Below are 26096 nucleotides of genomic sequence, written 5' to 3'. Positions count from 1 at the left end.
AAAAAAAGAACCAAGTATCAAAACTTGATTCCTTAAATAATAAAATTTAACTTTAGTTAGTTTCAGCATTGTTTAAATCACTAACAGTATCCTTATCAGCCTTTTCGTCTTCACCAAGGTCCTTGTTAGTGTCGTCAATTACGATATCATCAAAATCTTTTAATTCTGAATCATCTTCAACTGACTTAGGGAATGATGCTAATTGGTTCTTAATTGCTTCTGTTCCCTTATCATACTTTTCTTTTAAATGTTGCAATTTTTCATTTTCAGCAATTTTTTTCTTTACATCGTCAGTTACATCTTCTGGCAATAACAATGAGCCAGCAATCAAACCAACACCTAAACCAACAACGCTACCTAATAAAAATCCGCCAAGTTTACGCATAATTATTCTCCTTTAATAAATATCTAATAAATATTAGTCTTCACCGCGACGACGTTTACGTCTTGCAAACATTCGACTAACTAGAGATGAAAAGATGCCAATTCCAACTCCTCTAATACCCATATTAGAGAAACGCTCAACCATTCTTCTTGATGAAGAATTAATATCTGACACACTTTCACCTAAATCTGCAGCTGCCTTCACAACTGGTTCTAATTCTGTTACTTTACCGTTTACATCAGCTAAAAGAGCATTACTTTTTTCTAATAAATCTTCACTTTGTTTCATCAATACAGCAGTTTGCTTTGTTAAATCATCAACAGCTGTATTAACGCTATCCAGAGTTGAGTCAACTTTCTTCATTGTCTTAGTAGCTCTAACAATTAAAGGCAAAGTAAATAAGACCAAGATTAAAAAGGCAACCGCTGCAATTAAGCCAGCCAATGCACCATATGAAATTGACATAATCTATCCTCCATTAATTATTCCTCTCATAAGAAAGTCTAGCATTATTCCTCGCCTCAAGCAATAAAATAGTACCTAACTTTTTGATATACTATTAAAGAGAAAGCTAAGAAAGAAAGGAAATCTATGAACTGGTCTACCCTTCTAAAAGGAACTTCTACTACAACTAAAAAAACTAATGTCGATTCCTTAATTGATTGGAACGACGTATTTCATACCTTATTAAGTCGTAGTATTCAAATAATAATCACCACTGTCATTTTCTTTTTAATTTGGCATATTGGTAAAAAAGTACTAACCAAATACTTACTCAAAAATCCTAAATTTCAAGAAAAAATGACAGGTCGAAAAAGGACTTTGGCTCAACTTGGAGTCGCTCTTTTCCACTATACCATTCTTTTGTTCTATCTCTACAGCATTTTAACCCTGCTTGGTATACCTGTTGGCACACTTTTAGCCAGTGTGGGACTTGTTTCACTAGCTTTAGGGATGGGCGCCCAAGGGCTTGTTAGTGACGTCATAACTGGAATGAACATCTTAAGTGAAGGGGAATATAATATTGGCGATACAGTTAGGATTGGCAACTATACTGGAACCGTCCTTTCATTCACGCTACGCAATACTAGACTTAAGACAACCAATGGCGCGGTCATCTACATCCCTAACCGCAACATTACTGTAGTTGAAAATTTAAGTCACGGTTCACATTCAGGGTGGAGTATGAACATCGACTTAAACTTATCAGTTGAAAATGATCTTACTGATATTAATCATGCTGTCGATAAGGCTAATGGTGCTTTAAAAGATAAATTTAAGAAACAAATCAAAAAGGGACCGCAAATTATTGGAATTATTAATCAAACAGGTTCTAGTTTTATTTATCAAATTCATTTCCAAGTAATTGCTAATAGTCAAAGTATGATTAAAAATGCTTATCTAACTGCCTATATTAAGGAATTTAATCAGGCAGGAATTAAATTTAGTTCCCTTCCCACCAAGCAAGATAATAATCAATCTAATTCATAAAAGATTAAATAGCTAGACTTTCGTCTACAACTTAATCTTTTTTATTGCCTTACACGCACTATTTCACGTGCAATCATTAATTCCTCGTTAGTTGGTACAATTAATGCCTTTACTTTTGAATCAGGCTTAGAAATAAATTTTTCACCATCAGTTCGATTAGCTTTAAAATCTGGATCTAAACCTAAACCCTATAACCCCTGCTCGAATGTCAGGATCATGCTTACCTATTCCAGCAGTAAAGATAATTGCCTCTACCCTATTCAATTCAGCTGCATATGCACCAACATAGCAAACAACACGATTTATAAAAATTTTACGCGCTAGTTTTGCACGCTTATCTTTGCTTTCAATTAAATCACGCAGATCAGATGAAATCCCTGAAATTTCCAATAAACCTGATTTATAGTTTAAAATATCAATTGCTTCATCTATATTTATGCATTAATCTTTGCAAGGCAGCTGGATCAAAATCTCCACTTCTAGTCCCCATTGTTACACAAGTTAATGGACTAATTCCCATTGAGGTATCATAGGACTTTCCACATTTTACGGCCGTCACAGAAGCACCAGATCCTAAGTGACACACAATTAGATTAACCAAGTTAGGATTTTTTTTAATATTTTTGCTGTTCGTTGTGCCACATAAGAAACTGATATTCCATGCGCACCATATTTACGAATACCATAATCTTGGTAGTACTTATCAGGAATTGAATACAAATAATGAATTTGATCAAGAGTTTGATGATAAGAAGTATCAAACTCTGCAACTTGCGGTACATTCGGGACAATTCTCATGATGAACTTCCTGAGTTAATTGCTAAAACTCTTTTCATACGCTATAACCTCAAATTATATTTAAACTTACGTTTATTAAGAACTATACAGTTTAAGTATGGCGCTTTCATTAATAAAATTAAAAGTCACAACAAAAAAAGAACTTATTCCTTAATTAGAATAAGTTCTAAATTTCATTATTCATTTTCCATCTTTTTCCACCAACTAGGTAGTTCAGCCAATAACTTTCTTAAAGCTTGACCACGGTGAGAAATTGCATTCTTTTCATCAACTGTCATTTCAGCAAAAGTCTTTCCCTTATCTGGTACAAAGAAAAGTGGATCATAACCAAAATTGCCGTCTCCTCGCGGATAAGTCAAAATTTCTCCGCGAATCTCTCCTTCGGCTACTAAATCATCATCAAACTTACCAGGCCAAGATACAACCATCGTAGTATGAAAAGTAGCCTGTCTTTTTTCTTTCGGTACACCGCCCAATTCTGCCAATAACTTGGCATTATTTAAAGCATCATTATGAGCTTCTCCACCATAGCGTGCTGAATAAACACCAGGTGCTCCGTTTAATTTATCAACAGACAAACCTGAGTCATCGGCTAAAGTTGGTAAATTACTAAATTTAGCCATTTTATGTGCCTTTAATTTTGCATTAGCTAAAAAGGTAGTTCCAGTTTCTAAGACATGTGGTGGATCATTTAAATCATGATTAGTAATCACATGAATTGGAAAATTAATCTTACGTAAGGCTTCTTCTACTTCTTTAGCCTTATTTCTATTGTTAGTCGCAAATAATAAAGTATCCATTTTTATTCCTCAGCATTTACATGATATCCATTAATAGTGTCCTCATTCATCCATTGACGCGTAATCTCAGTAAACTTCTTTGCTTCACCCGTTGTGTAATACTCATGTTTAGTATCATGTCCTTCAGCAGCAAATAAACCATCGCGTCGTAAAACATTATAAGTATATTGTGCCACCTGGTCAGCTGGATCAACAATCTTTTTGTCTTGACCAACAACTTCTACAATCTCATCCCTTAATAAAGGATAATGCGTGCATCCTAAAACTAAAGTGTCGTAATCCGCATCCTTTAGCGCAGCCAAGCTTTCTTTCACTACTACTTTTTTTATGTCTTCACTAGGATCTTCTTCAGCTAAAGGAGCTAATTTTGGTTGTGCAAATTCACTAACTTGAATTTCAGGATCACGATATTGAATTTCTTTTAAATACGAATGACTATCTACAGTTGCATTTGTTCCAATTACGGCTACATTTTTAGTATCTGTAGTTCTAGCAGCCGCTAATGCACCTGATTGCACCACACCGATTATTTGCAAAGGAATTTCTTTTTGAATTGTAGACATAGCTACAGCAGTTGCAGTATTGCAACCAAAAATAATAATTTTTACATCTTTACTTAATAAGAAGTTTACACTATCGCGAGTTAGAGAAATAATTTCTTCTCTTGACCGATCCCCATACGGCATATTAGCCTGGTCGCCAATAAAAATTGTTGACTCATTAGGCATCTTTTCAATTACTTTTTTTAAAACGGTTAAGCCGCCTAATCCTGAATCTAAAACTCCAATTGGTCGATTATCCATTTAAAAAACTCCTTTAAACAAATGATGATTAAATTCTCTTTTCTACTTCACCTATTTTAAGTTAAAATGATATAGAAGACAAAAGGAAATGAAAGCATGGAACATACAAACGAACATCTTTATTTTTTAAATTCATTATATCGTGATTTTATCTTACCTACCATTTTAGGTAGCGAAGATAAAGAAATTCTTTACTGGGCCGGAAAACACGTCAGTAGAAAGTATGATCTATCAGACATTGATGATCTAATTGAGTTTTTTGATATGGCTCAATTTGGAACATTAAAAGTTCTCAAAGATAAAAAGCATACTGCAGTTTTTGAATTATCGGGGCAAGTTGTGACTGATAGACTTGATAGTCAAAGCGATGAATTTTCACTTGAAAGTGGCATTATCGCTGAGTGTCTAGAACGTCAAAATGGTACACCAACTGAAGCTTCAGCTACAATCACTAAAAAGCACGTCGTTCAAATTACTGCACAATCTGATTAGCTTAGCGATGTAAGTATTAACACTAAAAAACGGGTAATTCCTCAATACAGAGGTTTTACCCGTTTTTTATTTCTATAAATTAGTCAGTGTATTGATCTAAAATCTGTTCTAGCTTTTCTTTAGGAGTGTAACCAGTCAAACGGTCAACAATCTTACCATCCTTCTTAATTAATAAGGTTGGGATTGCCATAATTCCTAAATTACGTGCAGTTTCTTGGTTTTGATCAACATCCATCTTAGTGAACTTTACATCGTCCATTTCTTCAGAAAGTTGGTCAATTACCGGTGATTGCATCTTACATGGACCACACCAAGTTGCCCAAAAATCAGTTAAAACAACGCCTTCACTAGTTTCATCTTCAAAAGTTGCATCTGTAATTTCATCAACCATAGTTATTACCTCACAAAATCAATTAAATTCTTTATATTATAAGTATAGTTTAGTTGAATTGCTTACTTTTTGCAAGTATATTGCTTACTGTAAATGAACGATTGTTGCTCCAGTTCCGCCTTGATTAGCAGGTGCATAGCTATAACTTTTTACATGTCGATTTCTCTTTAAGTATTGCTGTACACCATTTCTAATCGCACCAGTTCCGATACCATGAATAATAGTTACGGTATTTAATCCCGCTAACAGCGACGTATCAAGATAACGATCTAAATTAGTTAAAGCTTCTTCATAACGTTGTCCTCTTAAATCAAGCTCACTACTTGCTCTACTTGAACGAAGACCGCGACTAGAACGAACAGTTTTTTCTGGTTTCTTTAGACTAGATTGAGTTGCAACTTTTTCAACATCACGATCAGTAACTTTAACTTTCAAGATACCAATTTGAACTTCAAATTCATGTTCTCCTAACTTCTTAGTAATCACACCTTGTTGCCCATATGACAATACTTTTACATTATCACCTACATTTACATCATGCCGACGCTTTTCACGTTGCAATACTTTATTATGAGCCAAATTTTGATTTTCACGTTCAAGTTTGTTTAACGCACCCTTAGCATCAATTACCTTATTAGTTCTAACCTGTCCACCGGCTCTTCTTTGTTGTTCCAAATCATTGATAATCTTATCAGCTTTTTGTCTCTTTTTAGCAAGCATTTCATCAGCTTTTTCTTGAGCTTTTTCAAGTTGTTTCTCCACTTGCTGATTATACCAGTCAAGACCATTTTGAAGTTGGCGTTTAAGCGTAATACTTTGATCAACATTCTGCTTCAAAGTTTCATGAAGCTGCTCAGCTGCCTTAGTTTGCTCAGTTAAACGCTCAATCATCTTATTGATATCACTATCTTCATCATTCATTAAGCTTTTAGCTTTATCAACAACAGCTTCATCCATCCCCAATTGATGTGCAATAGCAAAAGCATTACTTTGACCAGGGATACCAATTCTTAAACGATAAGTTGGTGCCAATTTTTTTAAGTCAAATTCCATTGAAGCATTTGTTGTTCTTTTGCGATTATAGCCATAGAGCTTTAATTCTGGATAGTGAGTAGTAATTGCAATTTTTGCTTTCGTTTGACGTAAATCATCTAGAATTGCAATTGCCAAGCTAGCACCTTCTTCAGGATCAGTACCAGCACCTAATTCATCAATTAAAACTAAATCGTCTTCAGTTACATCCTTCATAATGCGAATAATTTGATCCATATGGGATGAGAAAGTACTCAATGATTGCTCGATTGACTGCTCATCCCCAATATCGGCATAAATTTCATTAAAGACAGTTAGTTGACTACCATCCTCAGCCGTAATAAATAAACCAGCCTGAGCCATTAATTGCAACAAACCTAAAGTTTTTAGAGTAATTGTCTTTCCACCTGTATTTGGTCCAGTAATTAGCATCGTGTCAAAACTGGTTCCTAGTTCAATATTATTTGGAACCACCTTTTTAGGATCAATTAAAGGATGTCGAGCCTTTCTTAATTTAATTACATGATCTTGATTTAAAACTGGCTCAGTGGCTTTCATCACCTTAGCTAACTTACTTTTTGCACTTAAAAAATCTAGTTGCGTTAAAGCTGTAGCATTATTCTTAATTTCTTTTTGATAAATACCAGCAAGTTCTGATAATTCAACCAAAATGCGGTGAATTTCTTGTCGCTCTTGTGCCATTAAATTTTGCTGACGATTGTTAAGAACTAAAACTGCTTGTGGTTCAATAAATAAAGTTTGTCCACTAGCACTTTGATCATGAACGACTCCACCAAACTTATTTCGATATTCTTGTTTTACTGGCAAAACATAGCGTCCATCTCTAATAGTTACAATATTTTCTGATAGATATTGCGTGTGTTTACCGCTAATATAGTCATTCATATGATTCTTAATGTCAGTTTCATTACTTTCAATATCATGTCTTAACTGCATTAATTTAGATGAAGCTGCATCTTTAACCGTTCCATCATATTCAATTGATTGATATAGTTTCTTAAATAATTCTTCTGGAACTGCTAAGTTTTTAAGATATTTTTCAATTGGACGTGTCTCAATTTCTCGCTCTTCTAAATCTGATGCAAATTGTTCAACATCTTTAGCTAAACTTAAAACTAAAAAGATATTACCTAATTCTTCACCGTTTAGATTAGCTTTAACTTTTAATCTCTTTAAACTAGATCTAACATCCTTAAAATTAGTTATTGGCATTGGCCCTTTAACTCTAAGAATATTAGAAAGTACCCTAGTTTGATCGATTGACTTTTTTACTTCATCAAAATCACTACTTGGCATTAATTTCAACGCCTGCTTTTTTGCAGGGGCAGTAATTGCCAAGTCACTTAGTTGTTTAATTATTCGATTATATTCTAATTTTTCAATAATTTTAGAGTTCATATTTTCCACCTAGCAAAAAGGTCCCATCACTGGGACCTTTTTATATTGTTGTAATGAATAAATTTATAAAAATTTGGGAAATCCCTGGGGAAAAGTGCAAAATTCCGCTTGCCAGAATAGAATGTCCCAACATATTTTGCAAACTATTATTAGGAATCGTAGCCAAAATAAACAAAAGTAGATAGACACTAATTAAAGTCACAATAAAGGAAATTATTAAGCTCCCCCATAGATTTAATCTAGCATCTACAGTAACATATCTTAACTGACTAAAACCTAACATTACCAGGTGCCATAAACAGCATACAATTAATAAAATAAGCGAAAAAGCAAAAGCTGCATAAAATGACTTATCTAATGTTAATCCTGTCGTTTTATCAAAAAATGCGAAACTACTTCGATCATTTGCAGAAGGATATGGTACCCAAAGATTTAGAAAATTGCTAAAAGGTCGATACAAAAGAGTTGCAAAAATTAATCCTATTACATATCCACCAGCCGCTAACCCCTCATATACTATTCCACGCCGATAGCCTACATAACAACAATAGATAAAAATTAATAAAATGAAGAAAGAAATCATTGTTCATCCTTATTAAGCAAAAAAGACCAGCAACGCCAGTCTTTTTTGAAGATTATTCGCCGCTTAAGCGATCGTCTGACAAAAATGTATTTAAAACGCCTTGTACCATATTCCACTCATCATCATCAGTGATTTCATGCAAGTCAGAACTAGTTACATCGCCATCTGCATCTGCGTCATAGCTAAAAGCTTGTACTTCAACATCATCGCCGTCGCTAACAGCTGCAGGATATAGTAAAACATAAGATTTACCATAATCTTCAGACGTAAAAGTAAACAAAATTTCAAAAAGTTCCTCATTACCTTGTTCGTCAACTAAAGTAATTTGACGATCATTATCTTGGTTAGCGTTAATTTTTTCACTCATTTTAATTATCCTTTCTGGTTGCTTCTAAGTAGTTTTGCAAGATTAAAACAGCAGCCATTTGATCAATAACTTTTTTTCTTTCAATACGATCATGAACACCGGCTTCTTGAACCAAAATTCGGTCAGCCTGAACCGTTGTAAGACGCTCATCCATGTAGTAAACAGGAAGATCAAACTTCTCTTTCAAGCGTTCTCCATACTGCTTACTTCTTTCAACTGAATGACCGCTGCTACCGTCCATATTCTTAGGTAAGCCTAAAACAAAGCCTTCAACATCGTATTTTCGCACAATTTTCCTAAGTTGACGCATGCCAAAACTATACTTGCTTTCGTCAATTTTTATAGTTTCAAGCTCTTGAGCAGTAATCCCCAAAGGGTCACTGATTGCAACACCAACGGTTTTAGAGCCAACATCTAGTCCAAGTAATCGCATTATTTATTTTTACCTAAATAACTCTTAACCAATTCCTCAATAATTTCATCACGTTCATGTTTCAAGATTAAATTACGGGCATCATTATGCCGAGGAATATATGCAGGGTCGCCTGAGAGTAAGTAACCAACAATTTGATTAATTGGGCTGTAGCCCTTTTCCTCAAGTGCATTGTATACGTCTTGAAGAGTATCGTACACATTCTTACCCTTATTTTGGTTAAAGTCAAAATGCATTGTTTTATCTAGCGAACTCATAATAAAATTCCTCCTATTCTTCTTAATTTTACTTGAAATATCGAACGAACTCAATTAATTTTGTTTTTCTTCAACTTCTTGTAACACTTTAGCAATAGCGTCCTTTAAACCAGCTGGGTTCTTACCACCAGCTTGAGCCATATTTGGACGACCACCACCGCCACCACCAAAGATTGGAGCAGCAGTCTTAATTAAGTCGCCTGCCTTAAGACCTGCTTTAATTGCTTTATCATTCAAGCTAATTACCATGTTAGCCTTATCATTAACTTGGGCAGCTAAAACTAAGACATCGGACTTATCGCTACTCTTCCAGTTGTCGGCAAGCTCACGTAAATCGTTCATACCTTCAACATCAGCTTGAGCAGCAATTACAGTTAAGTCCTTAACTTGTTTAACATCGTTGAACAAGTCACCTGCTTTTGCCCTGTTAATTTGAGCCTTTAATTGTTCAGCTTCTTTTTGGCTTGTACGTAAATCTTCTTCAATTGAAGCAATCTTATTAGTTACATCTTCAACCTTGGTTGCCTTAACTTCTTCTTGAACTTCCTTCAAGATCTCATCACGGTCTGTTACATACTTGTATGCTTCTGGTCCAGTAACAGCAATAATTCTACGGGTACCAGCACCGACAGCAGATTCAGAAACAATCTTAAGCATACCGATTTGATCAGTATTTTCACAGTGAGTTCCACCACAGAATTCAGTTGAGAAATCATCAATTTGAACAACACGAACTGTATCACCGTATTTTTCACCAAATAAGGCTAAAGCTCCCATCTTCAAACCAGTATCTGGGTCAGTAACAGTCGTTTTTACTGGAATTTCTTCCCAAATCTTTTCATTAACTATCTTTTCAACGTTAGCAATTTCCTTCTTAGTCATTGGCTCTAAACTAGTAAAGTCAAAACGTAAGTAGTCAGGTTCAACTAAAGATCCAGCTTGGTGAGTATGAGTACCTAAAACCTCACGTAGAGCTGCATGCAATAAGTGGGTAGCAGTATGATTGTGCTTTAAGCCGCGACGACGCTTTTGATCAACCTTCAAGATGTATTCTTGTCCCTTTTCAAGTGGCAAAATAACATCTACAAAGTGCAAGTTTTGATCATTTGGTGCGTGTTGTACATCAGTTACACGAGCGACTAATTCACCATTTTGATTCAAAATTTCACCATGATCAGCAACTTGTCCACCACGTTCTGCGTAGAATGGAGTCTTATCAAAAATTAAAGTTGCATGTTCACTGTCAGCCTTGTCAACTAACTTATCATCTACAACAATATCAATCAACTTAGCATGCTTTTCTTCTAAGACACCATATTCGAATTCACTCTTATCTTTAATGTTCATTAAAGTAACATCTTGTGAACCCATTGATTGTAAGTTACCACGAGCTTTTCTCGCACGTTCCTTTTGGGCTTTCATTTCTTCATCAAAGCCCTTCTTATCAACTTTAAGGCCGGCATCTTGAGCAGCTTCAAAAGTTAATTCGTATGGGAAGCCATAAGTATCAAATAACTTGAAAGCATCCTTACCAGAAATAGTTTTATTATCGCTCTTCTTAGCTTCAGCAATAATATTATCAAGCAAGTTCAAACCAGATGAAAGAGTCACTTGGAATCGTTCTTCTTCGTTCTTAATTACCTTTTGAATAAATGCTTGTTGATCAACAACTTCTGGATAGTGACTCTTCATAATTTCGCCAACTACAGGTACCAACTTGTACAAAAATGCACCCTTAATACCTAAACGTTGCCCATTTAAGTCAGCACGTCTAACTAATCGACGCAAAACATATCCACGACCTGAGTTTGAAGGTAAAGCACCATCTGCAATCGCAAAGCTAACAGCACGAACGTGGTCAGCAATGATCTTAAATGAAACATCGTCTTCTTTGTTTACTGCATATTTCTTGCCATCACTTAACTTCTCAGTTTCCTTAATGATTGGCATAAATAAGTCAGTTTCAAAGTTAGTTGGAGCATCTTGAATAATTGAAACAACACGTTCTAATCCCATACCGGTATCAATGTTTTTATGTGGTTGATCAACATATTTACCATTAGGCAAGTGGTTAAATTGTGAAAATACGATGTTCCAAATTTCGAGGTAGCGAGCATTTTCTCCACCTGGGAAGTTTTCTGGATCGTCTTCTGCAACGTCATTATTTTCTTGACCACGGTCGTAGAAAATTTCTGAGTCAGGACCACATGGACCTTCACCAATATCCCAGAAGTTATCTTCTAACTTAACAATGTGGTCTTCTGGCAAACCAACAACATCGTGCCACATGTGGTATGCTTCAGTATCTTTTGGATAAACAGTTACATAAAGCTTGTCTGGATCAAGACCTAACCACTTTGGACTAGTTAAAAATTCCCAAGCCCAAGGAATAACTTCTTTCTTAAAGTAGTCCCCAACTGAGAAATTACCAAGCATTTCAAAGAAAGTTTGGTGACGTGCTGTTTTACCAACATTCTCAATATCGTTAGTTCTGATTGATTTTTGAGAAGAAGTAATTCTGTGATTCTTAGGTACAACAGAACCATCAAAATATTTCTTCATTGTAGCAACCCCAGAGTTAATCCATAACAAGGTTGGGTCGTCTTGTGGAATCAATGATGCACTTTGCATAACCATGTGGCCATGCTCTTTAAAAAAGTCCAAGAACATTTGACGTACTTGTGAACTAGTCAATTGTTTCATAAAAATCTCCTACAACAATATAAAAAACACTATTGCATTTAACAAGGACGCTCCCAGCGCGGTACCACCTTGATTGCAACAGTGTTTGTTACCTCTTAATTATTTATTATTTATCAATTTAAAATTAGGTAGCATTACTAAGTACCTCTAGATCTTCTCACCTAATAGATCCTCTCTTTGAAGAAAATACCTCAGTAATATGTCCTAAACGTGATTTATTTTACTACAAATTTTCTAGTTGTCAAAATTCCCACGTGCTTGTTCGCGTTCACGTTTACGTCTACGCTTAGCTTTTCTAATTTGATGGCGTTCTTCGATCTTCCTCTTTTGCTGACGATCTTTTTGAATAGCCTGTTTAATCTTCTTCTTGTAGCCCGGCTTAACCTTTTTCTTGGTCTTCTTAACCATTCCAATCATTCGGTTATCTAACTTGTGGCTACGAGCTTGACGATTGTCTCTACGATGATAGTGAGTTCTTTCAACTAGTTCGCCATTCTTTAATTCCTTAAAGTCAAAGTGAATACCTAATTTTTCTAGATCTTCAATTTGTGACATTTCATCATCATAAATTAAAGTAATTGCATGTCCTTCTAGTCCATTTCTTCCTGTTCTACCAATTCGGTGAATTACAAATTCAAGATCCTTAGGAATTTCATAGTTAATTACCGAACTTACACCAGGTATATCAATTCCTCTAGCAGCTAAATCACTGGCTACAACGTATTGATATTGACCTTCACGTACTTGACGAATAATTCTCTTTCTTTCGCGTTCAGTAATTCCACCATGGATTTTCGCTACCTTAAGTCCTTGCCCTTCAAGATAGTCGGTCAATTCATCAACTGTCTTTTTGGTATTAGCAAAAACTAAAGCCAAATATGGCTGTCCTATCGTCAAAAGTTTGTACAAGATTTCCTTTTTATCGCGAGAACCAACATCAATTAAGTCATTTTGAATTGTTGGAGCAATAATTGCTGGATTATCAATTACAATAAAGTCTGGCTTTGCCATATATTTTCTTAAAAAGTTTTCAAGTTTAACCGGAATTGTAGCTGAAAATGCACCTAAAACAGCCTTCTTGTCTAGTCTAGACATAATTTCATCCATCTGACCTAAAAAGCCCATGTCTAATGTCATATCTGCTTCATCAATGATAAATGCCTTGACATTCTCTAAATTAATGAACTTTTTAGAAACAAAATCATGTAAACGTCCAGGAGTTGCAATGATTAATTGCGGCGCCTTATTTTCAGCCTTCTCAATTTGTCGATTACGATCATTTCCACCACCTAAATATTCAATAGAAATATTTAAGCCACTAGCATCCCTTAATTGACGTGCAACCTTATATAATTGATTAGCTAATTCACGGCTAGGTGCAGTTACAACAGCTTGTGTTACTGGTGCATTTTCATCAATCATATTCAAAATTGGAATCAAATATGCATGGGTTTTTCCTGAACCAGTTGCAGCTTGTACAACAACATTTTTATTATCTAAAAGTGCTGGAATAACTGAAGATTGCACTTTAGTTGACTTTTTAAAATTAATTTTTTCTAGTCCAGCTTGTAATTCTGGACGAATTTTTTCATTTTGAAATATGCTACTTATTTGTGCCATGTTCCTCATTGTACTTCTTTGTTACTTCTACTACTTCGTCAAAGACTTGTTTAACTTCATCCATATCTTTGGCATTAGCACCAGATGCTAATGCGTGTCCACCACCATCGTGCTTTTCAGCCAAGTGATTAATTACAGGACCCTTTGAACGATAATGTACACGGAAAGAACCATCTGGTTTTTCAACGAATACGTTCCATGCTAAAACATCCTTAATTCGACCAGGGGTTGAAACAGCAACATTTGCTTGATCATCAGTAAGACCCATTTTCTTTAAGTCATCTTGCATTAAAATGGTGTAAGCTGCTCCAACAGGATTAATTTCCATTTTATCCATTGCTAAAGCTTGAAGCTTAGCTTCATCAAAGGTTACATCCGCAATTTCTCTAGCGATATCAGTAATATTAATTCCTGTCTTAGTTAATTCAGCTGCTACATCAAAAGTATGTGCAGAAGTTTCAGGATACATAAATCTTCCCGTATCCCCGACTATACCAGCATATAAAGCTTCAGCCACTTCTTTAGTAATTGGTAAATTTTCTTCCTTTAAAAAGTCAAAGACAATTTCTGAAGCTGCTGGTGCGTCTGGATCAACGTAGCTCATATCTGCATAAGGATCTACATCAGGGTGGTGATCAATCTTAATTAAAAGATCCCCTTTATCATAATTTTTATTAGAAATACGAGGTGTATTTGCAGTATCGGTTGTAATCACTAAAGCACCCTTATAGTCTTCAGGCTTAACTTCATCCATTTTGTTAATCCAGATTAGGTCGCCTTCATCATTTTCACCAGCACAAAGAATCTTCTTATCTGGGAAAGCTAATCTTAATGATCTAGCTAAACCAGCTTGTGATCCAATAGCATCTGGATCGGGACTAGTGTGTCGATGCAAGATAATTGTTGGATATTCTTTTATTTTTTCATAAATTTCATCAAAAGTTGCCATAATTTCTCCTTATTCTTTTTTATTCAACTTTATTATTTACTTATTTTCAAAAATATCTAAAGAAATATTTTCGACTGGGTGCTCTTCAAAATCAGTTACTGTTAATCCTAAAAGCCGGATTCCGGTTGCAAGCATTTCTTTTTCTGTTTCAAATAATGCACGCCCAGTATCGTAAATAACTATTTTATCATTCGTTCCTCTTTTTAGCTTTCTGCGTTTGGTAATTGTTTTAAAGTTAATGTCTCGAACCTTCAAGACAACACAATTAGCAAGAAAATGTCTTTCCCTTAGACTTTTCTCAAGCTCACCACTATAAGCACGCAATTTGGTTAAAGCTTCATTTTCATCAAATAAGCTTTGATTAAAAGTACGCTCAATTCCGATGGATTTCCGGTTTCTTTCTGAATCAGTTACTACAGGCCTTAGATCGATTCCATGAGCATGTTGAGCAATCACATACCCCATTCGGTTAAACTTCTTAATTAAAACGTCAGTGGGAACTTCTTTTAAATCTGCTCCAGTATAAACTCCCATTGCTTCAAGTCTTTCTTGTGTCTTTGGACCAATTCCAGGAAAATTACCAATTTTTTGTTTTGCTAGAAAATCAAGAGCAGTTTCTGATCTAATGATAGTCCTGCCAAAAGGCTTAGCATATTCTGAACCCATTTTAGCTAAAAATTTATTGTACGAGACGCCAAACGAACTAGTCAAACCTACTTTTCGATAAATCTGCTCCTGTAAGATTGATCCAAGTCTGATAGGATTCGCAATATGGAGTTTGTTTTTGGTTACGTCTAAGTAAGCTTCATCTAAGGCCACTGATTCAACTTTATCAGTTATAACATGCATCAAACGATGAATTTGAGCAGAAACCGCGCGATACTTTTCAAAATGAGGCTCTACAATTACTAGTTTGTCTGCTGGAATCAAGCGCATTGCTTTAGCTGTTGGCATAGCAGAATGGGCACCATATTGCCGAGCAATATAGTTAGCGGTCGCAACCACGCCGTGACCATTATTTTTCTTAGGATCTCCGCCAATTAAAACTGCCTTGTTTCTAATTGCGGGATTATCTCTCATCTCAACAGAAGCATAAAAGGCATCCATATCAATGTGGATTATTTTCCGACTGGTATTGTTTTTAGGCAGTAAATCCATTAACGGTAAATCCAGTGTTCGCTATCTTTTTCAAAAATGTGGTTGCTTGACTCGGTTCCAAATTGGCCACTTGGATATCGTTCAAGCTGCTTGAGGTCTTTGTTTTCTTCTTGCCAAGCATCTTCAACTGCATCAACAAACTTCCAATATTGCTTTAATTCTGACCAGTGCGTGAAATTAGTTCGATCAGCTACAAAAACATCATGTAGTAATCTTTCATAACCATCTGGAACTTGTGCCATTTCTTCCTTAGAAAACTTGTAAGTGAGGTTCTCTCTTCTTAAGCCTTCACTAGTGATCTTCTTACCATTAATTGTGAAGAAAATCTCACTAGTTGGATCGATAATAATAGAAATATTATTTGAATGCGCATTGCCATACAAATTATTCAGATGATGAAGAACAATATCAATTCTAGAAACCTTGTCCTTCATCTTCTTACCAGTTCTAAAATAAATTGGAACACCCGCAACTGGTCCCTTCTTGAAATTAACCTCACCAGCAACAAAAGTTTCCACCTTAGAATCAGGAGCAACTTGATCAGCCTTTAAGTACTCCACTTCATCATTGCTTGCTAGGTACTGACCACGTGAAAAGTGTTTTTTAACCATTTCTGGTGTTGGAATTACTAAACTATCTAATAATTCTTGCTTTGCTTGGTGAATATGATCAGAATCTAATCCCTCAGGTTCTGGCATTGCTAAAAGAGTGATGATTTGGAAAATATGATTTTGAACCATATCACGCAACGCACCTGACGTTTCATAATAACCCCCACGAGTTCCAACACCCAAACTTTCTGCAAGAGTAACCTGCATATTAGCAATGTAATTCTTGCACCAAATATTCTTAACGATTGGGTTAGTCATACGAAGTGGCATAATATTTTGAATCATTTCTTTGCCAAGATAATGGTCAATTCGATATACTGAATCTTCATCGAAACTTTCGCTAATTTCTTGATTTAATTTTTCAGCTGAAGCTAAATCATGACCAAACGGTTTTTCGATAACTAGACGGTTAAAACCAGTTCCAATTAGCTTTTGATCATTGATGTGGGTTGCAATTGTACCAAAAAATCTTGGAGCCATTGCCATGTAAAAGATACGGTTGCCTTCTGCATGATATTTTTCATCAAGTTTAGTAGCTAGCTCTTTTAAAGCAATATAGTGACCAACATCAGTTACATCATGGGATTGGTAATAAAAGTGAGAAGCAAATTCTCTAGCAGTTTTTTCATCAAAATTATCATTAGATTCTTTAACAGCTTCAATTACTTGTTCTTGTAAGTATTCATGGCTCCAAGGTCTTCTTGCTGTGCCAATTACGGCAAAATGATCATGGATTAGGCCTTTTTGGTATAGGTTATATAAGGCTGGATAAAGCTTACGGTGAGCTAAGTCGCCTGAACCACCAAAAATAATCATAATAACTGGAATATTTTTCATACTAACTACCTACCTAATAAAAAGTAACTTTACCAATTCATATTTTACAATACTAATCTTATCAGTGGAAAAATAAAAACGTCCTTTCGGACGTTTAACAGAATTTTTATTCAATTTATTTATTTTCTTCTGAATTAGAATCAGTTTTTTCTTCAGCTTTTGTACTTTCATCTGCTATTTTTTCTTCTGATTCAACTTTTTCTTCTTTTGCTTCGTTAGCTTCTACATCTTTTGCAGGAGTTGCAGCAGTTAGAAGCACACGACGGATTGCCATTCTTTCAAAGGTTAAGAAGATTCCATCTGCATCAATAACAACAGTCTTATCTGCATCATTGATTGAATCAACCTTTCCGTGAAGACCATCAACCATAATTACTTGATCGCCCTTCTTAAGCTCAGACATCATCTTCATACGTTCTTGTTGTTGCTTCTTTTGTGGCTTAATCATTGAAAAATAGAAAAAGACAAAAATTGCGATAAAAGCAATGATCATAAAAATATTATTCATACCAGCAGCACTTTGTGCTAAGAAAAATGTATTCAAAGTATTACACCTCATTATTTTTATTAATTAACTTTCAAGTAATAATTATACCGTATTTTTAGCTTAACTAAAAACTTACTTTTCATTTTTTGGTGGATAACCTAATTGCAGATATGCTTTTTGCGTAACACTTCTGCCCCTCGGAGTTCGAGTAATAAAACCTTTTTGCAGTAAGTACGGTTCATATACTTCTTCAATTGTATCTGTATCTTCCCCTACATTAGCTGCAATTGTCTTAATCCCAACTGGACCTCCGCCATAATTTTCAATCACCATTCTTAAAAGCTTCCGGTCCGTCTGGTCTAGTCCTTCATCGTCAACTTCTAATAAATGAAGTGAGTGCTTAGTTGTTACTAACGAAATAGCTTCTTCACCCTTTACTTCTGCAAAGTCACGTACTCGTTTAAGCAGACGGTTAGCCACACGCGGCGTACCACGGGAACGACGAGCCAATTCAATTGCAGCTTCAGGATCAATCTTAGTATTAAAGACCATACTTGATCGTTGAATAATCTTTTCTAAGTCTTCAACTGAATAATACTGCATATGTTCAATAATCCCAAACCGATCTCTTAAAGGCGCTGACAATTGCCCGGCTCTAGTCGTTGCTCCAATCAAGGTAAATGGTGGCAGCGGCACGTGAACTGCGTGCGTTGTTTGACCTTCTCCAACAACAATATCGATATAGAAATCTTCCATTGCTGAATAGAGAACTTCTTCCACAGGTTTAGCTAAACGGTGGATCTCATCAATGAATAAGACATCCCCCGGATTCAATTCTGAAAGTAGCGCTACTAAGTCTCCAGCCTTTTCAATTGCTGGACCTGACGTACTCTTTAAGTGGACGCCCATTTCATTTGCAATTACAAAAGCTAAAGTCGTTTTACCCAAGCCAGGAGGTCCATAAAGTAAAACATGATCTAAGGCTTCATCACGTTGTTTAGCTGCCTTAATATAGATCTTCATTTCACTTTTAACCTTGTCTTGACCAATGTATTGTGCCAGGTATTGCGGACGAAGGGATAACTCTACAGCTTCATCCTCGTCACTACTTTCAGCTCCTATAACTCGTTCTTCATCATTCACATTTTTCACTTCCCTATCTATAATTTAATTACTTATTTTTTCAATAATAAGGCAAGTGCCTCTTTCACATAACCATCAGCAGTATTTTCAGGTAACTTTGCTAGTTTTGGCGTAATCTTATCGACTTCTTTTTGGGTATAACCAAGGGCAACTAAGGCAAGCAGAGCATCTTGCAAACTTGGCGAAATATCAACAGTAGGAGTCGCCTTTTTAACGTAATTACCTAATTTTCCTTTTAGGTCCAAAACAATCTGTGATGCAGTCTTCTTTCCTACCCCTGGGAAGCGAGTTAAGTATTTTACTTCACCATTTTGAATTGCGCTGGCTAAAGAATCGGTATCTTCAGCTGCCATAATCGCTACAGCAGATTTAGGTCCAATTCCTGAAACACTCAAAAGTTTCAAGAATAGTTCCTTATCTTCTAATGATAGGAAGCCATACAAAGTAATTCCAGTATCACGCACAACTTGTTCTACATAAATAGTTGCAGGTTGATTCTCTTGGTAACTATAAGGAGTTGGGCAGAGAATCTTATATCCTACGCCATTTACATCTAGGACCACATACGCTGGATCAATTTTTGCTACTATTCCTTTGAGATATTCAAACATTTTACCTACTCATCTTTTTTAAACATTTTATTTAAGTCATTTTCGCCTAATTGAACAATAATAATTTTACCTTCAAAGTCTTGGTAAGGATCACTACTTGTACTCAACTTTTTCAATAAGTCCTGTGCTTCAGCTGGATTAAGTGTTCTACGCCTTATTTTTTGGTGTCTGGATATTTCACCAGCAACTTGCGCTTTAAGCTTAACCAAGTCATTAGCGCCTTGATTTAAGTAGAGATCTAAGATCATCCGAACATTTTTTTCCATATTAGGTTGAAGCCAAATCGGATAAGTTCTTAAAATCAAACTATTTTGTCCAAAATCTTCTAAAAATAGACCAAACTCTTTTAAATTTTCTAAACTTTCTTTCAATTTTAGATAGTCTACATTGCTAAAATCTAAAATTAAGGGACTAAGCAGGCCTTGTTGAGAAATATTTTCGCTAGTTAAATCCTGCAAAATCTTGTCATACGCCAGTCGCTTTTCAGCGGTAACTTGATCAACCAGATATAGATCTTCATCATGACGAGCAATTAGATATGATTTAGTTGCTCCTAAATAAGTTAATTGCGGCAAACTATTTGCTAGAATCTCATCTCCTGATGAAATTACGCTCTCGTCCTTCTGCTCTTCTTTTTCCTCATCAAATGGATCAAGTTGAACTTGTTTAGCTACATTTTCGTCCCAACTCGCAGTAATAACATACTTATCGTCATTTCTTACCTTATCAAGACTAACAAATTCAGCTGCTGTTTCATGAACTTCATTACTTTCATCAGCTTCAACCTGCGGTGTAAATTCAATCGGTCGAGCGGTGTTTACGACATCTTGATTTAGATTAAACTTCAATTGATCAATGTTAGTTGCCTTCTTTGGTGTCAATAAGTTATCAAGACCAGATTCAATTTGTGGAGTCTTTTCTAACGCTTCTGAAATACTCGTTGTTAACAAGCGTTCTAGTTCTTGTTCTTTTGATAAGCGCACTTCTTGCTTAGTTGGGTGCACATTTACATCAACTAACAAGGGATCAAGTTCAATCTTAACTACCGCAATCGGATAACGACGCGGTCTTAACTTGCTACCATAACCCGCAATAATTGCTTGGGTTAAACGATAATTTTTAATATAGCGTCCATTTAATAGCAATGATATAAAATTACGATTTGATCGAGTAGTATTTGGGTCCGAAATTAAACCCGTAATTTTAAAGTCTGGACTACTGTTCTTTAAGATGTCCATCTTTTCAGCAAGCTGACGACCATAGATATTAGCAATATCTTGTCTAAGATCGTTACGTCCGTTAGTTTTAAGCAAAATTTTTCCGTTATTCGTCAGGGTAAAAGCAACATCAGGATGACCTAATGCAAGGCGGTTAACAATATCGACAATTTTTAAAATTTCAGTTCGCTCAGACCTCAAATATTTAAGCCGAGCTGGAGTATTAAAGAAAAGGTCCGAAACCGAAATTTTTGTTCCTTTAGGAGAAGCAGCATCTTCTTGTAGTTTTTTTTCACTACCTGAAAAAACTGCACGGACTCCTCCTAAGTTATCGCTACTTGTTACTACTTCAACATGGGAAACAGCTGCAATTGAAGCTAAGGCTTCCCCGCGAAATCCAAGAGTTGAAATATTGAATAAATCGCGTTCAGTCGCAATCTTACTAGTTGCATGACGAGTAAAAGCTAGATCAATTTGATCTTTAGCAATTCCGCTTCCATTATCTTGGACTGTAACTTGCTTTAAGCCAGCGTCTATAAAATCAATTCGAATTCTAGTGCTACCAGCGTCAAGCGAATTTTCACATAGTTCTTTTACAACACTTGCCGGTCTTTCAATAACTTCACCAGCTGCAATCTGATTAGTTAATTCAGGCGAAAGTTCATGAATTTTACTCATGATTCTCAGTCCTTATCTTTCAATTCCTGCTGCCATTGCGCTACCAGTTCCATTACTTGAAGTGGAGTCTTATCAGCAAGATATACATTTTGAATATCATCTAAAACATCTTTTTCATCATCTGAAATTGCTGGAGCACCTTCACTTTCTTCAGGTACAAATAAATCAAGTTGTTCACTAGCTGGTTGAAGTTCTCCTGCACCTTGTTTTTCTAATCGTTTAAGCATTGTAGTTGCTTCACGCAAAACCTTGTGTGGCAATCCTGCTAATTGAGCAACATGAATACCATACGATTGATCAGCAGGTCCTGGAAGAATCTTGTGTAAGAAAATTAACTTTCCATTTTCTTCAGTAGCGCCAACATGAATGTTCTTTAGATGTTTTAAAGTCTGATCAAGATCAGTCAATTCATGGTAGTGAGTCGCAAAGAGAGTTTTAGCACCAACTTTATCATGCAGATACTTCACAATTGCGCCAGCTAACGCCATTCCATCATAAGTAGCTGTACCTCGTCCAATTTCATCAAATAATACTAAAGAACGCTTAGTTGCATGCTGCAAAGCATCGTTTGCTTCACTCATTTCTACCATAAAAGTACTCTGACCTGAAATTAAATCATCAGCCGCACCAATACGAGTGAAAATTTGATCAAAAATCGGCAAAGTCGCACTATCTGCTGGTACAAAACAACCAATCTGCGCCATAATTGCGATCAATGCCATTTGACGCATATAAGTAGACTTACCGGACATGTTTGGACCAGTAATCAAGAAAATATCAGTATCTTGATCCATCTTAATATCATTTGGAATATAACTACCAGCAGCCATGACTTGTTCAACTACAGGGTGGCGACCGTTAACCACATTAATTTCTTGTTTATCTGTCGCAAAGCTAGGACGCACGTAGTTATTTTGTTCACTTACAGTCGCAAAGTTAGTTAAAACGTCTAAACTTGCAATTTGCTTGGCTAACTTCTGCAAGGCTGGAATATACTTTTTAACATCTTCCCTTAGTTTTACAAATAAGTCGTACTCTAAACCAGTGGACTTAGCTTCAGCTTCTAAAATCAATGATTCATGTTCTTTTAAGTCAGGCGTGATATAACGTTCTGCATTAGTTAATGTTTGCTTTCTAGTATAGCGATCAGTTGGCACCTTATCTTTATTTGAATTTGTAACTTCAATATAGTAACCAAAGACCTTGTTATAGCCAACCTTTAAGTTATTAATTCCCGTCACTTCACGTTCATGGCTTTCCATTTCGGAAAGCCATTTTTTACCATTATTCATGGCATCACGATAGCGATCTAATTGATCCGAAACACCCTCTCTAATCAGACCACCTTCTGTAGTTGAAAGTGGTGGATTATCCACAATCGTGTTAACAATTAAATCATGGATTCCCTTTAGTGGATCAATTTGCTGAGCAAAATTTTGTAGATGTGGATTATCTGTTTCAAGTAAAGAATCCAAAATATTAGGAATCGCAGCTAAAGAATGTGCTAATTGCAGCATTTCACGTGCATTAACCGATCCAAAGGCAATTCGGCCTGTTAATCTTTCTAAGTCATACACACCTTTTAAGTTGTCGATAACTTTTTCACGGGTAAAATAGTCATCAAGTAGCGCTTGAACCATTTCCTGCCGGCGTGTAATTTCAGAAACTGATAAAAGTGGACGTTCAATCCAAGCCTTAAGAAGTCTACCTCCCATAGCTGTGCTAGTCTTATCTAAGAGCCAGAATAAAGACCCCATCTTCTTAGCGGTCTTAGCTGATTTGATTAATTCTAAGTTTGTTTGCACAGTATGAGACATTTGCAAATATTGCGTCGGCTCATAGCTTTGAGCTACCTGTAAGTGGGCTAAGCTGCGCTTTTGCGTTGAGAGCAAGTAGGCTACTAATTGCTTAGTTGCCTTAATTTCTGCGTCATCAGTTAAGTTTTGCGCTACATAAGAGATTTCTGCATGCTCACCTTCTACTTCAACTGGTTCAGAAACAGTAATGTTAGCCTTTTTTAAAAAGTCCTTGTTTGCCTCTGTTAAATGTCCGTTATATACAACTTCTCTTGTCTGAAGCGACAATAACTCGTTTGCTACTCCTTCAAAGTCAGTTAGATGAGTGGAAAAAGTTCCCCCAGTGGATAAGTCACTGTAGGCTAAACCAAAGCCAGAATTTGTAGAAATAACAGAAGTTAAATAGTTACTATCTTTTGCTTGGTCAGGCCGTTCCTGCATCATAGTACCTGGCGTAATTAACTGAATAATTCCCCGCTTGACCATTCCTTTAGCTTTTCTTGGATCTTCAAGTTGTTCGCAAAGTGCAACTTTATAACCCTTTTCTACCAAAGTATTTACATAAGTATCCACAGCTAAATGAGGCACGCCTGCCATTGGAATTGGATTTTTAGTTTTATTTGAACGATGAGTTAGGGTTAATTCCAGAATTTGTGCACCTTTGATTGCATCATCTTCAAATAATTCATAGAAATCACCCACACGATAAAACAAAAACGCATCGGGATATTGTTCCTTAATTTCGTAATATTGCTTCATCATTGGTGTCGTATCTTTTTTTGCCATTCGTTACCAAATATCCTTTCTTCCAAAAACCTATGTTCTATTATAACGTAAAAACTGATAAAAAATCTTAACTGCTAAAATGCAAAAAATTCTCCATGCTGCTTGCATGAAGAATTTAATTACTTATTTCAAAATTTAATCTTACAGATATGCATCTTTCTGTAAGTCGTACATTTCTTTATATTTTGGATTAGTATGCAACAAATTAGTATGCGTATCAAACCCGCTAATTTTTTCACTATCTAAAAATAATACTTTATCAGCAAATCTAACTGCTGACAAGCGGTGAGTAACAAAGAAAATTGTCTTTTTATCATTTTCTTTCAAAAAGCGTTGATAAATTTCTGATTCACTTTTTGCATCTAAGGCTGCCGTTGGTTCATCTAAAAATTCAATCTTACCATCAGCATATAAGTCTCGTGCCAAAGCTACTTTTTGCCATTGACCACCTGACAAATCAGTTCCATTTTCGAAATCCTTAGCCAGCATCGTATTCAGATTAAGATGATCATTAACTAATAAATCACCCAATCCAGCTGCTTTAAGAACATTATTTACCCTATCTTTATTGAATGAATATCCAGTAATCACGTTTTCTTTAAGAGTTAATTTAAAGCGAGAAAAGTCTTGAAAAGTAGCTGATAAATTTTTGTGTAAGTCAAAGATATTAATGTCTTTTAAATCATAGTTATCAACAGAAATTTTTCCATTAGTCGGATCATAAAAACGCATTAATAATTTTACCAAAGTAGACTTTCCCGACCCATTTTCTCCAACAACTGCAATCTTTTCTCCACTTTTAACTGAGAAACTAACATTGTGCAAAACCTCAGTATCAGAGAATGGATAAGTGAAGGATAAATTCTTAACGTTAAGATTCTCGAAATCATCGGGGAAATCTTGCGTGCCATTTTCAAAATTATCTTGATACTCAAGAAAATTAAAGTATTTTTCAATCCATAATAATGAATCGTATAACAAACTACTGTCTTCTACTACTCGAGCCATACTGGTAGAAATATAGCCAATTACTGAAACAAACATCAATAAGACGCCAACTTCTAATGCACCTGTTCTTACTGAATTAGTAAACCAATAAAAACCATAGCCAAACACTCCGACAGTTAATACAACAAACAGTGAACTAGTCGCAAGTTGCTTTCTACGAATTTGATTAACATCTTTTTTAGTTTGTTCAAATAAGCTTATATATTTTTCGATGATCTTTGGAAACATATTAAAAAGTCTAACTTCTTTAGCATCCCTGCGATCAAGCAATAGTCCACTGTAGTAGTGTAAATATCTAGCATTCTTGCTTCTTTCAACCATTGTTTCAAATGATTGCTGCTGAATACGGTAATAAGAAATACTCTGTGGCACCATTACAATTAACAAGAGCAATGCCAGCCACCAATTGTATCGTGCTAGATAGATTAGCATAAAAGCTAGCGTTAGAAACGATTGCAAAACTGATACACCAAAAACAATTAAATTAACTGGACGCCAGCTTGCATCATCTCTGAGCATTTGTAAATCGTCAAAATATTTGCTGTCATCAAAAATACTTATTGATTGCAAATCTTCAGATTTTTTCATCAAGCTAATATTGATGAAGCCTGTTAACTTATCTGTTAGAACTCCTTGAACCATCGTCGAAAGGGATGGTAAAAATTGTTGAAACGCAGTAGCTACAATCCATACAATGATCATTTCCATAAAAGGTGAATGATTAGTAACTTGATCAATTACCTTTTGCCCTGCTGCCACAGCAAGTAGAGGAATTACAGCTTGAAGTGGCGCAAGTAATAAGACACACGTGGCAACTAAAGGGGCCGATTTGAAGAACAGACGATAAGTTCTAGTTAATTCGTTGAAGTATTGGTTTAATTTTTTAATGTGTTTCATTTTGTCCTCCTTGATGAACGGATTCAACAAAATGAATTGTAACTATTCTCCGCTCATCTATTATTTATTGTCTTGTAAATTTTGATGAGCATTTAATACTACTGTCGGCATAATTCGATCCTCCTTATTTAAATATTTTGTTAAATTATACTATATAAAATGGGTATTTCATTAAAAATAGTTAATCAATCCAAAATTTCTTATTTGAAGAATTAGTTACTTTTTTTAGTATAATATTTTTTCCAATAGTAAATAGACAATACAGTAAAAATAACTACACCGATTAATAAGATGTATTCTCCTTGTATTACCAAATACAGACAAAATAGAGTTATATAAGTACA

General features: G+C 35.4%; 23 protein-coding genes and 1 pseudogene. 2 read left to right on the top strand and 22 right to left on the bottom strand.

Going from position 1 to position 26096, the window contains the following annotated elements:
* Window positions 1–52 precede the first annotated feature (52 nt).
* Together H1A07_RS02375 and H1A07_RS02370 are read right to left on the bottom strand one after the other, a co-directional pair.
* Entirely contained in the window at window positions 53–385 is a 333-nt protein-coding gene (locus tag H1A07_RS02375) for a hypothetical protein (RefSeq protein WP_057718357.1), read from the bottom strand.
* Window positions 386–418: 33 nt separating this feature from the next.
* Window positions 419–850: a DUF948 domain-containing protein gene (locus H1A07_RS02370; RefSeq protein ID WP_057718356.1), complete on the bottom strand. Its 432-nt coding sequence runs from the start codon at window positions 848–850 to the stop codon at window positions 419–421.
* Between the two features lie 126 nt (window positions 851–976).
* Between H1A07_RS02370 and H1A07_RS02365 the strand changes: the two genes are divergently transcribed.
* Window positions 977–1876: a mechanosensitive ion channel family protein gene (locus tag H1A07_RS02365; protein WP_210145244.1), complete on the top strand. Its 900-nt coding sequence runs from the start codon at window positions 977–979 to the stop codon at window positions 1874–1876.
* Window positions 1877–1917: 41 nt separating this feature from the next.
* Here the strand turns inward: H1A07_RS02365 and H1A07_RS02360 are convergent.
* The 3 genes and pseudogenes from H1A07_RS02360 to murI form a co-directional block, all read right to left on the bottom strand.
* Window positions 1918–2683, bottom strand: a pseudogene (locus H1A07_RS02360) (acetate/propionate family kinase); the annotation flags it as partial.
* A 167-nt stretch (window positions 2684–2850) separates the two neighbouring features.
* Window positions 2851–3474 (bottom strand): XTP/dITP diphosphatase, encoded by a 624-nt coding sequence (locus H1A07_RS02355; RefSeq protein ID WP_153939580.1) that lies wholly within the window; start codon window positions 3472–3474, stop codon window positions 2851–2853.
* Window positions 3475–3476: 2 nt separating this feature from the next.
* On the bottom strand, window positions 3477–4277 hold the full coding sequence (gene murI / locus H1A07_RS02350) for a glutamate racemase (protein WP_210145243.1): 801 nt from the start codon (window positions 4275–4277) through the stop codon (window positions 3477–3479).
* Window positions 4278–4373: 96 nt separating this feature from the next.
* On the opposite strand from murI, the gene H1A07_RS02345 reads away from it, so the two are divergent.
* Window positions 4374–4769, top strand: coding sequence for a YslB family protein (locus H1A07_RS02345; protein ID WP_057718352.1), 396 nt, complete (start codon window positions 4374–4376; stop codon window positions 4767–4769).
* Window positions 4770–4848: 79 nt separating this feature from the next.
* Here the strand turns inward: H1A07_RS02345 and trxA are convergent, their stop codons facing one another.
* The 17 genes from trxA to H1A07_RS02260 all read right to left on the bottom strand — a co-directional run bounded on the left by trxA (window position 4849) and on the right by H1A07_RS02260 (window position 25752).
* Window positions 4849–5160 (bottom strand): thioredoxin, encoded by a 312-nt coding sequence (trxA, locus tag H1A07_RS02340; RefSeq protein WP_020807775.1) that lies wholly within the window; start codon window positions 5158–5160, stop codon window positions 4849–4851.
* Window positions 5161–5244: 84 nt separating this feature from the next.
* On the bottom strand, window positions 5245–7611 hold the full coding sequence (locus H1A07_RS02335) for an endonuclease MutS2 (protein ID WP_210145242.1): 2367 nt from the start codon (window positions 7609–7611) through the stop codon (window positions 5245–5247).
* A gap of 40 nt (window positions 7612–7651) precedes the next feature.
* Complete coding sequence (locus H1A07_RS02330; protein WP_210145241.1) at window positions 7652–8194, bottom strand: CvpA family protein; 543 nt, start codon at window positions 8192–8194, stop codon at window positions 7652–7654.
* Between the two features lie 52 nt (window positions 8195–8246).
* Window positions 8247–8561 (bottom strand): DUF1292 domain-containing protein, encoded by a 315-nt coding sequence (locus H1A07_RS02325; RefSeq protein ID WP_094498159.1) that lies wholly within the window; start codon window positions 8559–8561, stop codon window positions 8247–8249.
* Between the two features lies 1 nt (window position 8562).
* A complete protein-coding gene (ruvX, locus tag H1A07_RS02320) occupies window positions 8563–8994 on the bottom strand; it encodes a Holliday junction resolvase RuvX (RefSeq protein WP_057718349.1) in 432 nt (143 codons plus the stop codon).
* On the bottom strand, window positions 8994–9251 hold the full coding sequence (locus H1A07_RS02315; RefSeq protein ID WP_003647717.1) for an IreB family regulatory phosphoprotein: 258 nt from the start codon (window positions 9249–9251) through the stop codon (window positions 8994–8996). The genes ruvX and H1A07_RS02315 overlap by 1 nt, the downstream gene beginning before the upstream one ends.
* A 54-nt stretch (window positions 9252–9305) precedes the next feature.
* Window positions 9306–11954, bottom strand: coding sequence for an alanine--tRNA ligase (gene alaS / locus H1A07_RS02310; RefSeq protein ID WP_210145240.1), 2649 nt, complete (start codon window positions 11952–11954; stop codon window positions 9306–9308).
* Between the two features lie 234 nt (window positions 11955–12188).
* Entirely contained in the window at window positions 12189–13574 is a 1386-nt protein-coding gene (locus H1A07_RS02305; protein WP_210145239.1) for a DEAD/DEAH box helicase, read from the bottom strand.
* Window positions 13558–14523, bottom strand: a complete 966-nt coding sequence (locus H1A07_RS02300) for a DHH family phosphoesterase (RefSeq protein WP_094498164.1) — start codon at window positions 14521–14523, stop codon at window positions 13558–13560. Before H1A07_RS02300 ends, H1A07_RS02305 begins: the two co-directional genes overlap by 17 nt.
* 36 nt (window positions 14524–14559) lie before the next feature.
* Complete coding sequence (dinB, locus tag H1A07_RS02295; protein ID WP_153939586.1) at window positions 14560–15681, bottom strand: DNA polymerase IV; 1122 nt, start codon at window positions 15679–15681, stop codon at window positions 14560–14562.
* Complete coding sequence (gene zwf, locus H1A07_RS02290; RefSeq protein WP_094498165.1) at window positions 15681–17129, bottom strand: glucose-6-phosphate dehydrogenase; 1449 nt, start codon at window positions 17127–17129, stop codon at window positions 15681–15683. The genes dinB and zwf overlap by 1 nt, the downstream gene beginning before the upstream one ends.
* Window positions 17130–17244: 115 nt before the next feature.
* Entirely contained in the window at window positions 17245–17688 is a 444-nt protein-coding gene (yajC, locus tag H1A07_RS02285; protein ID WP_210145238.1) for a preprotein translocase subunit YajC, read from the bottom strand.
* Window positions 17689–17748: 60 nt separating this feature from the next.
* Window positions 17749–18768: a Holliday junction branch migration DNA helicase RuvB gene (gene ruvB, locus H1A07_RS02280; protein ID WP_210145237.1), complete on the bottom strand. Its 1020-nt coding sequence runs from the start codon at window positions 18766–18768 to the stop codon at window positions 17749–17751.
* Window positions 18769–18791: 23 nt separating this feature from the next.
* The gene (gene ruvA, locus H1A07_RS02275; protein WP_094495961.1) at window positions 18792–19370 is read right to left on the bottom strand and encodes a Holliday junction branch migration protein RuvA; all 579 of its coding nucleotides are present in this window, start codon (window positions 19368–19370) and stop codon (window positions 18792–18794) included.
* 5 nt (window positions 19371–19375) lie between these two features.
* Window positions 19376–21265, bottom strand: a complete 1890-nt coding sequence (gene mutL, locus H1A07_RS02270; RefSeq protein ID WP_210145236.1) for a DNA mismatch repair endonuclease MutL — start codon at window positions 21263–21265, stop codon at window positions 19376–19378.
* A gap of 5 nt (window positions 21266–21270) precedes the next feature.
* Window positions 21271–23847 carry a DNA mismatch repair protein MutS gene (gene mutS / locus H1A07_RS02265; protein WP_210145235.1) on the bottom strand — a complete coding sequence of 859 codons (2577 nt, stop codon included), beginning with the start codon at window positions 23845–23847 and terminating at the stop codon, window positions 21271–21273.
* A gap of 141 nt (window positions 23848–23988) precedes the next feature.
* The gene (locus H1A07_RS02260; protein WP_210145234.1) at window positions 23989–25752 is read right to left on the bottom strand and encodes an ABC transporter ATP-binding protein; all 1764 of its coding nucleotides are present in this window, start codon (window positions 25750–25752) and stop codon (window positions 23989–23991) included.
* Window positions 25753–26096: the final 344 nt, after the last annotated feature.

The organism is Lactobacillus taiwanensis (assembly GCF_017894345.1).
In the GTDB taxonomy this organism is placed as follows: Bacteria; Bacillota; Bacilli; order Lactobacillales; family Lactobacillaceae; genus Lactobacillus; species Lactobacillus taiwanensis.
Note: the sequence above shows the minus strand (reverse complement) of the source record. Positions and strands in the feature narration are given on the sequence as shown.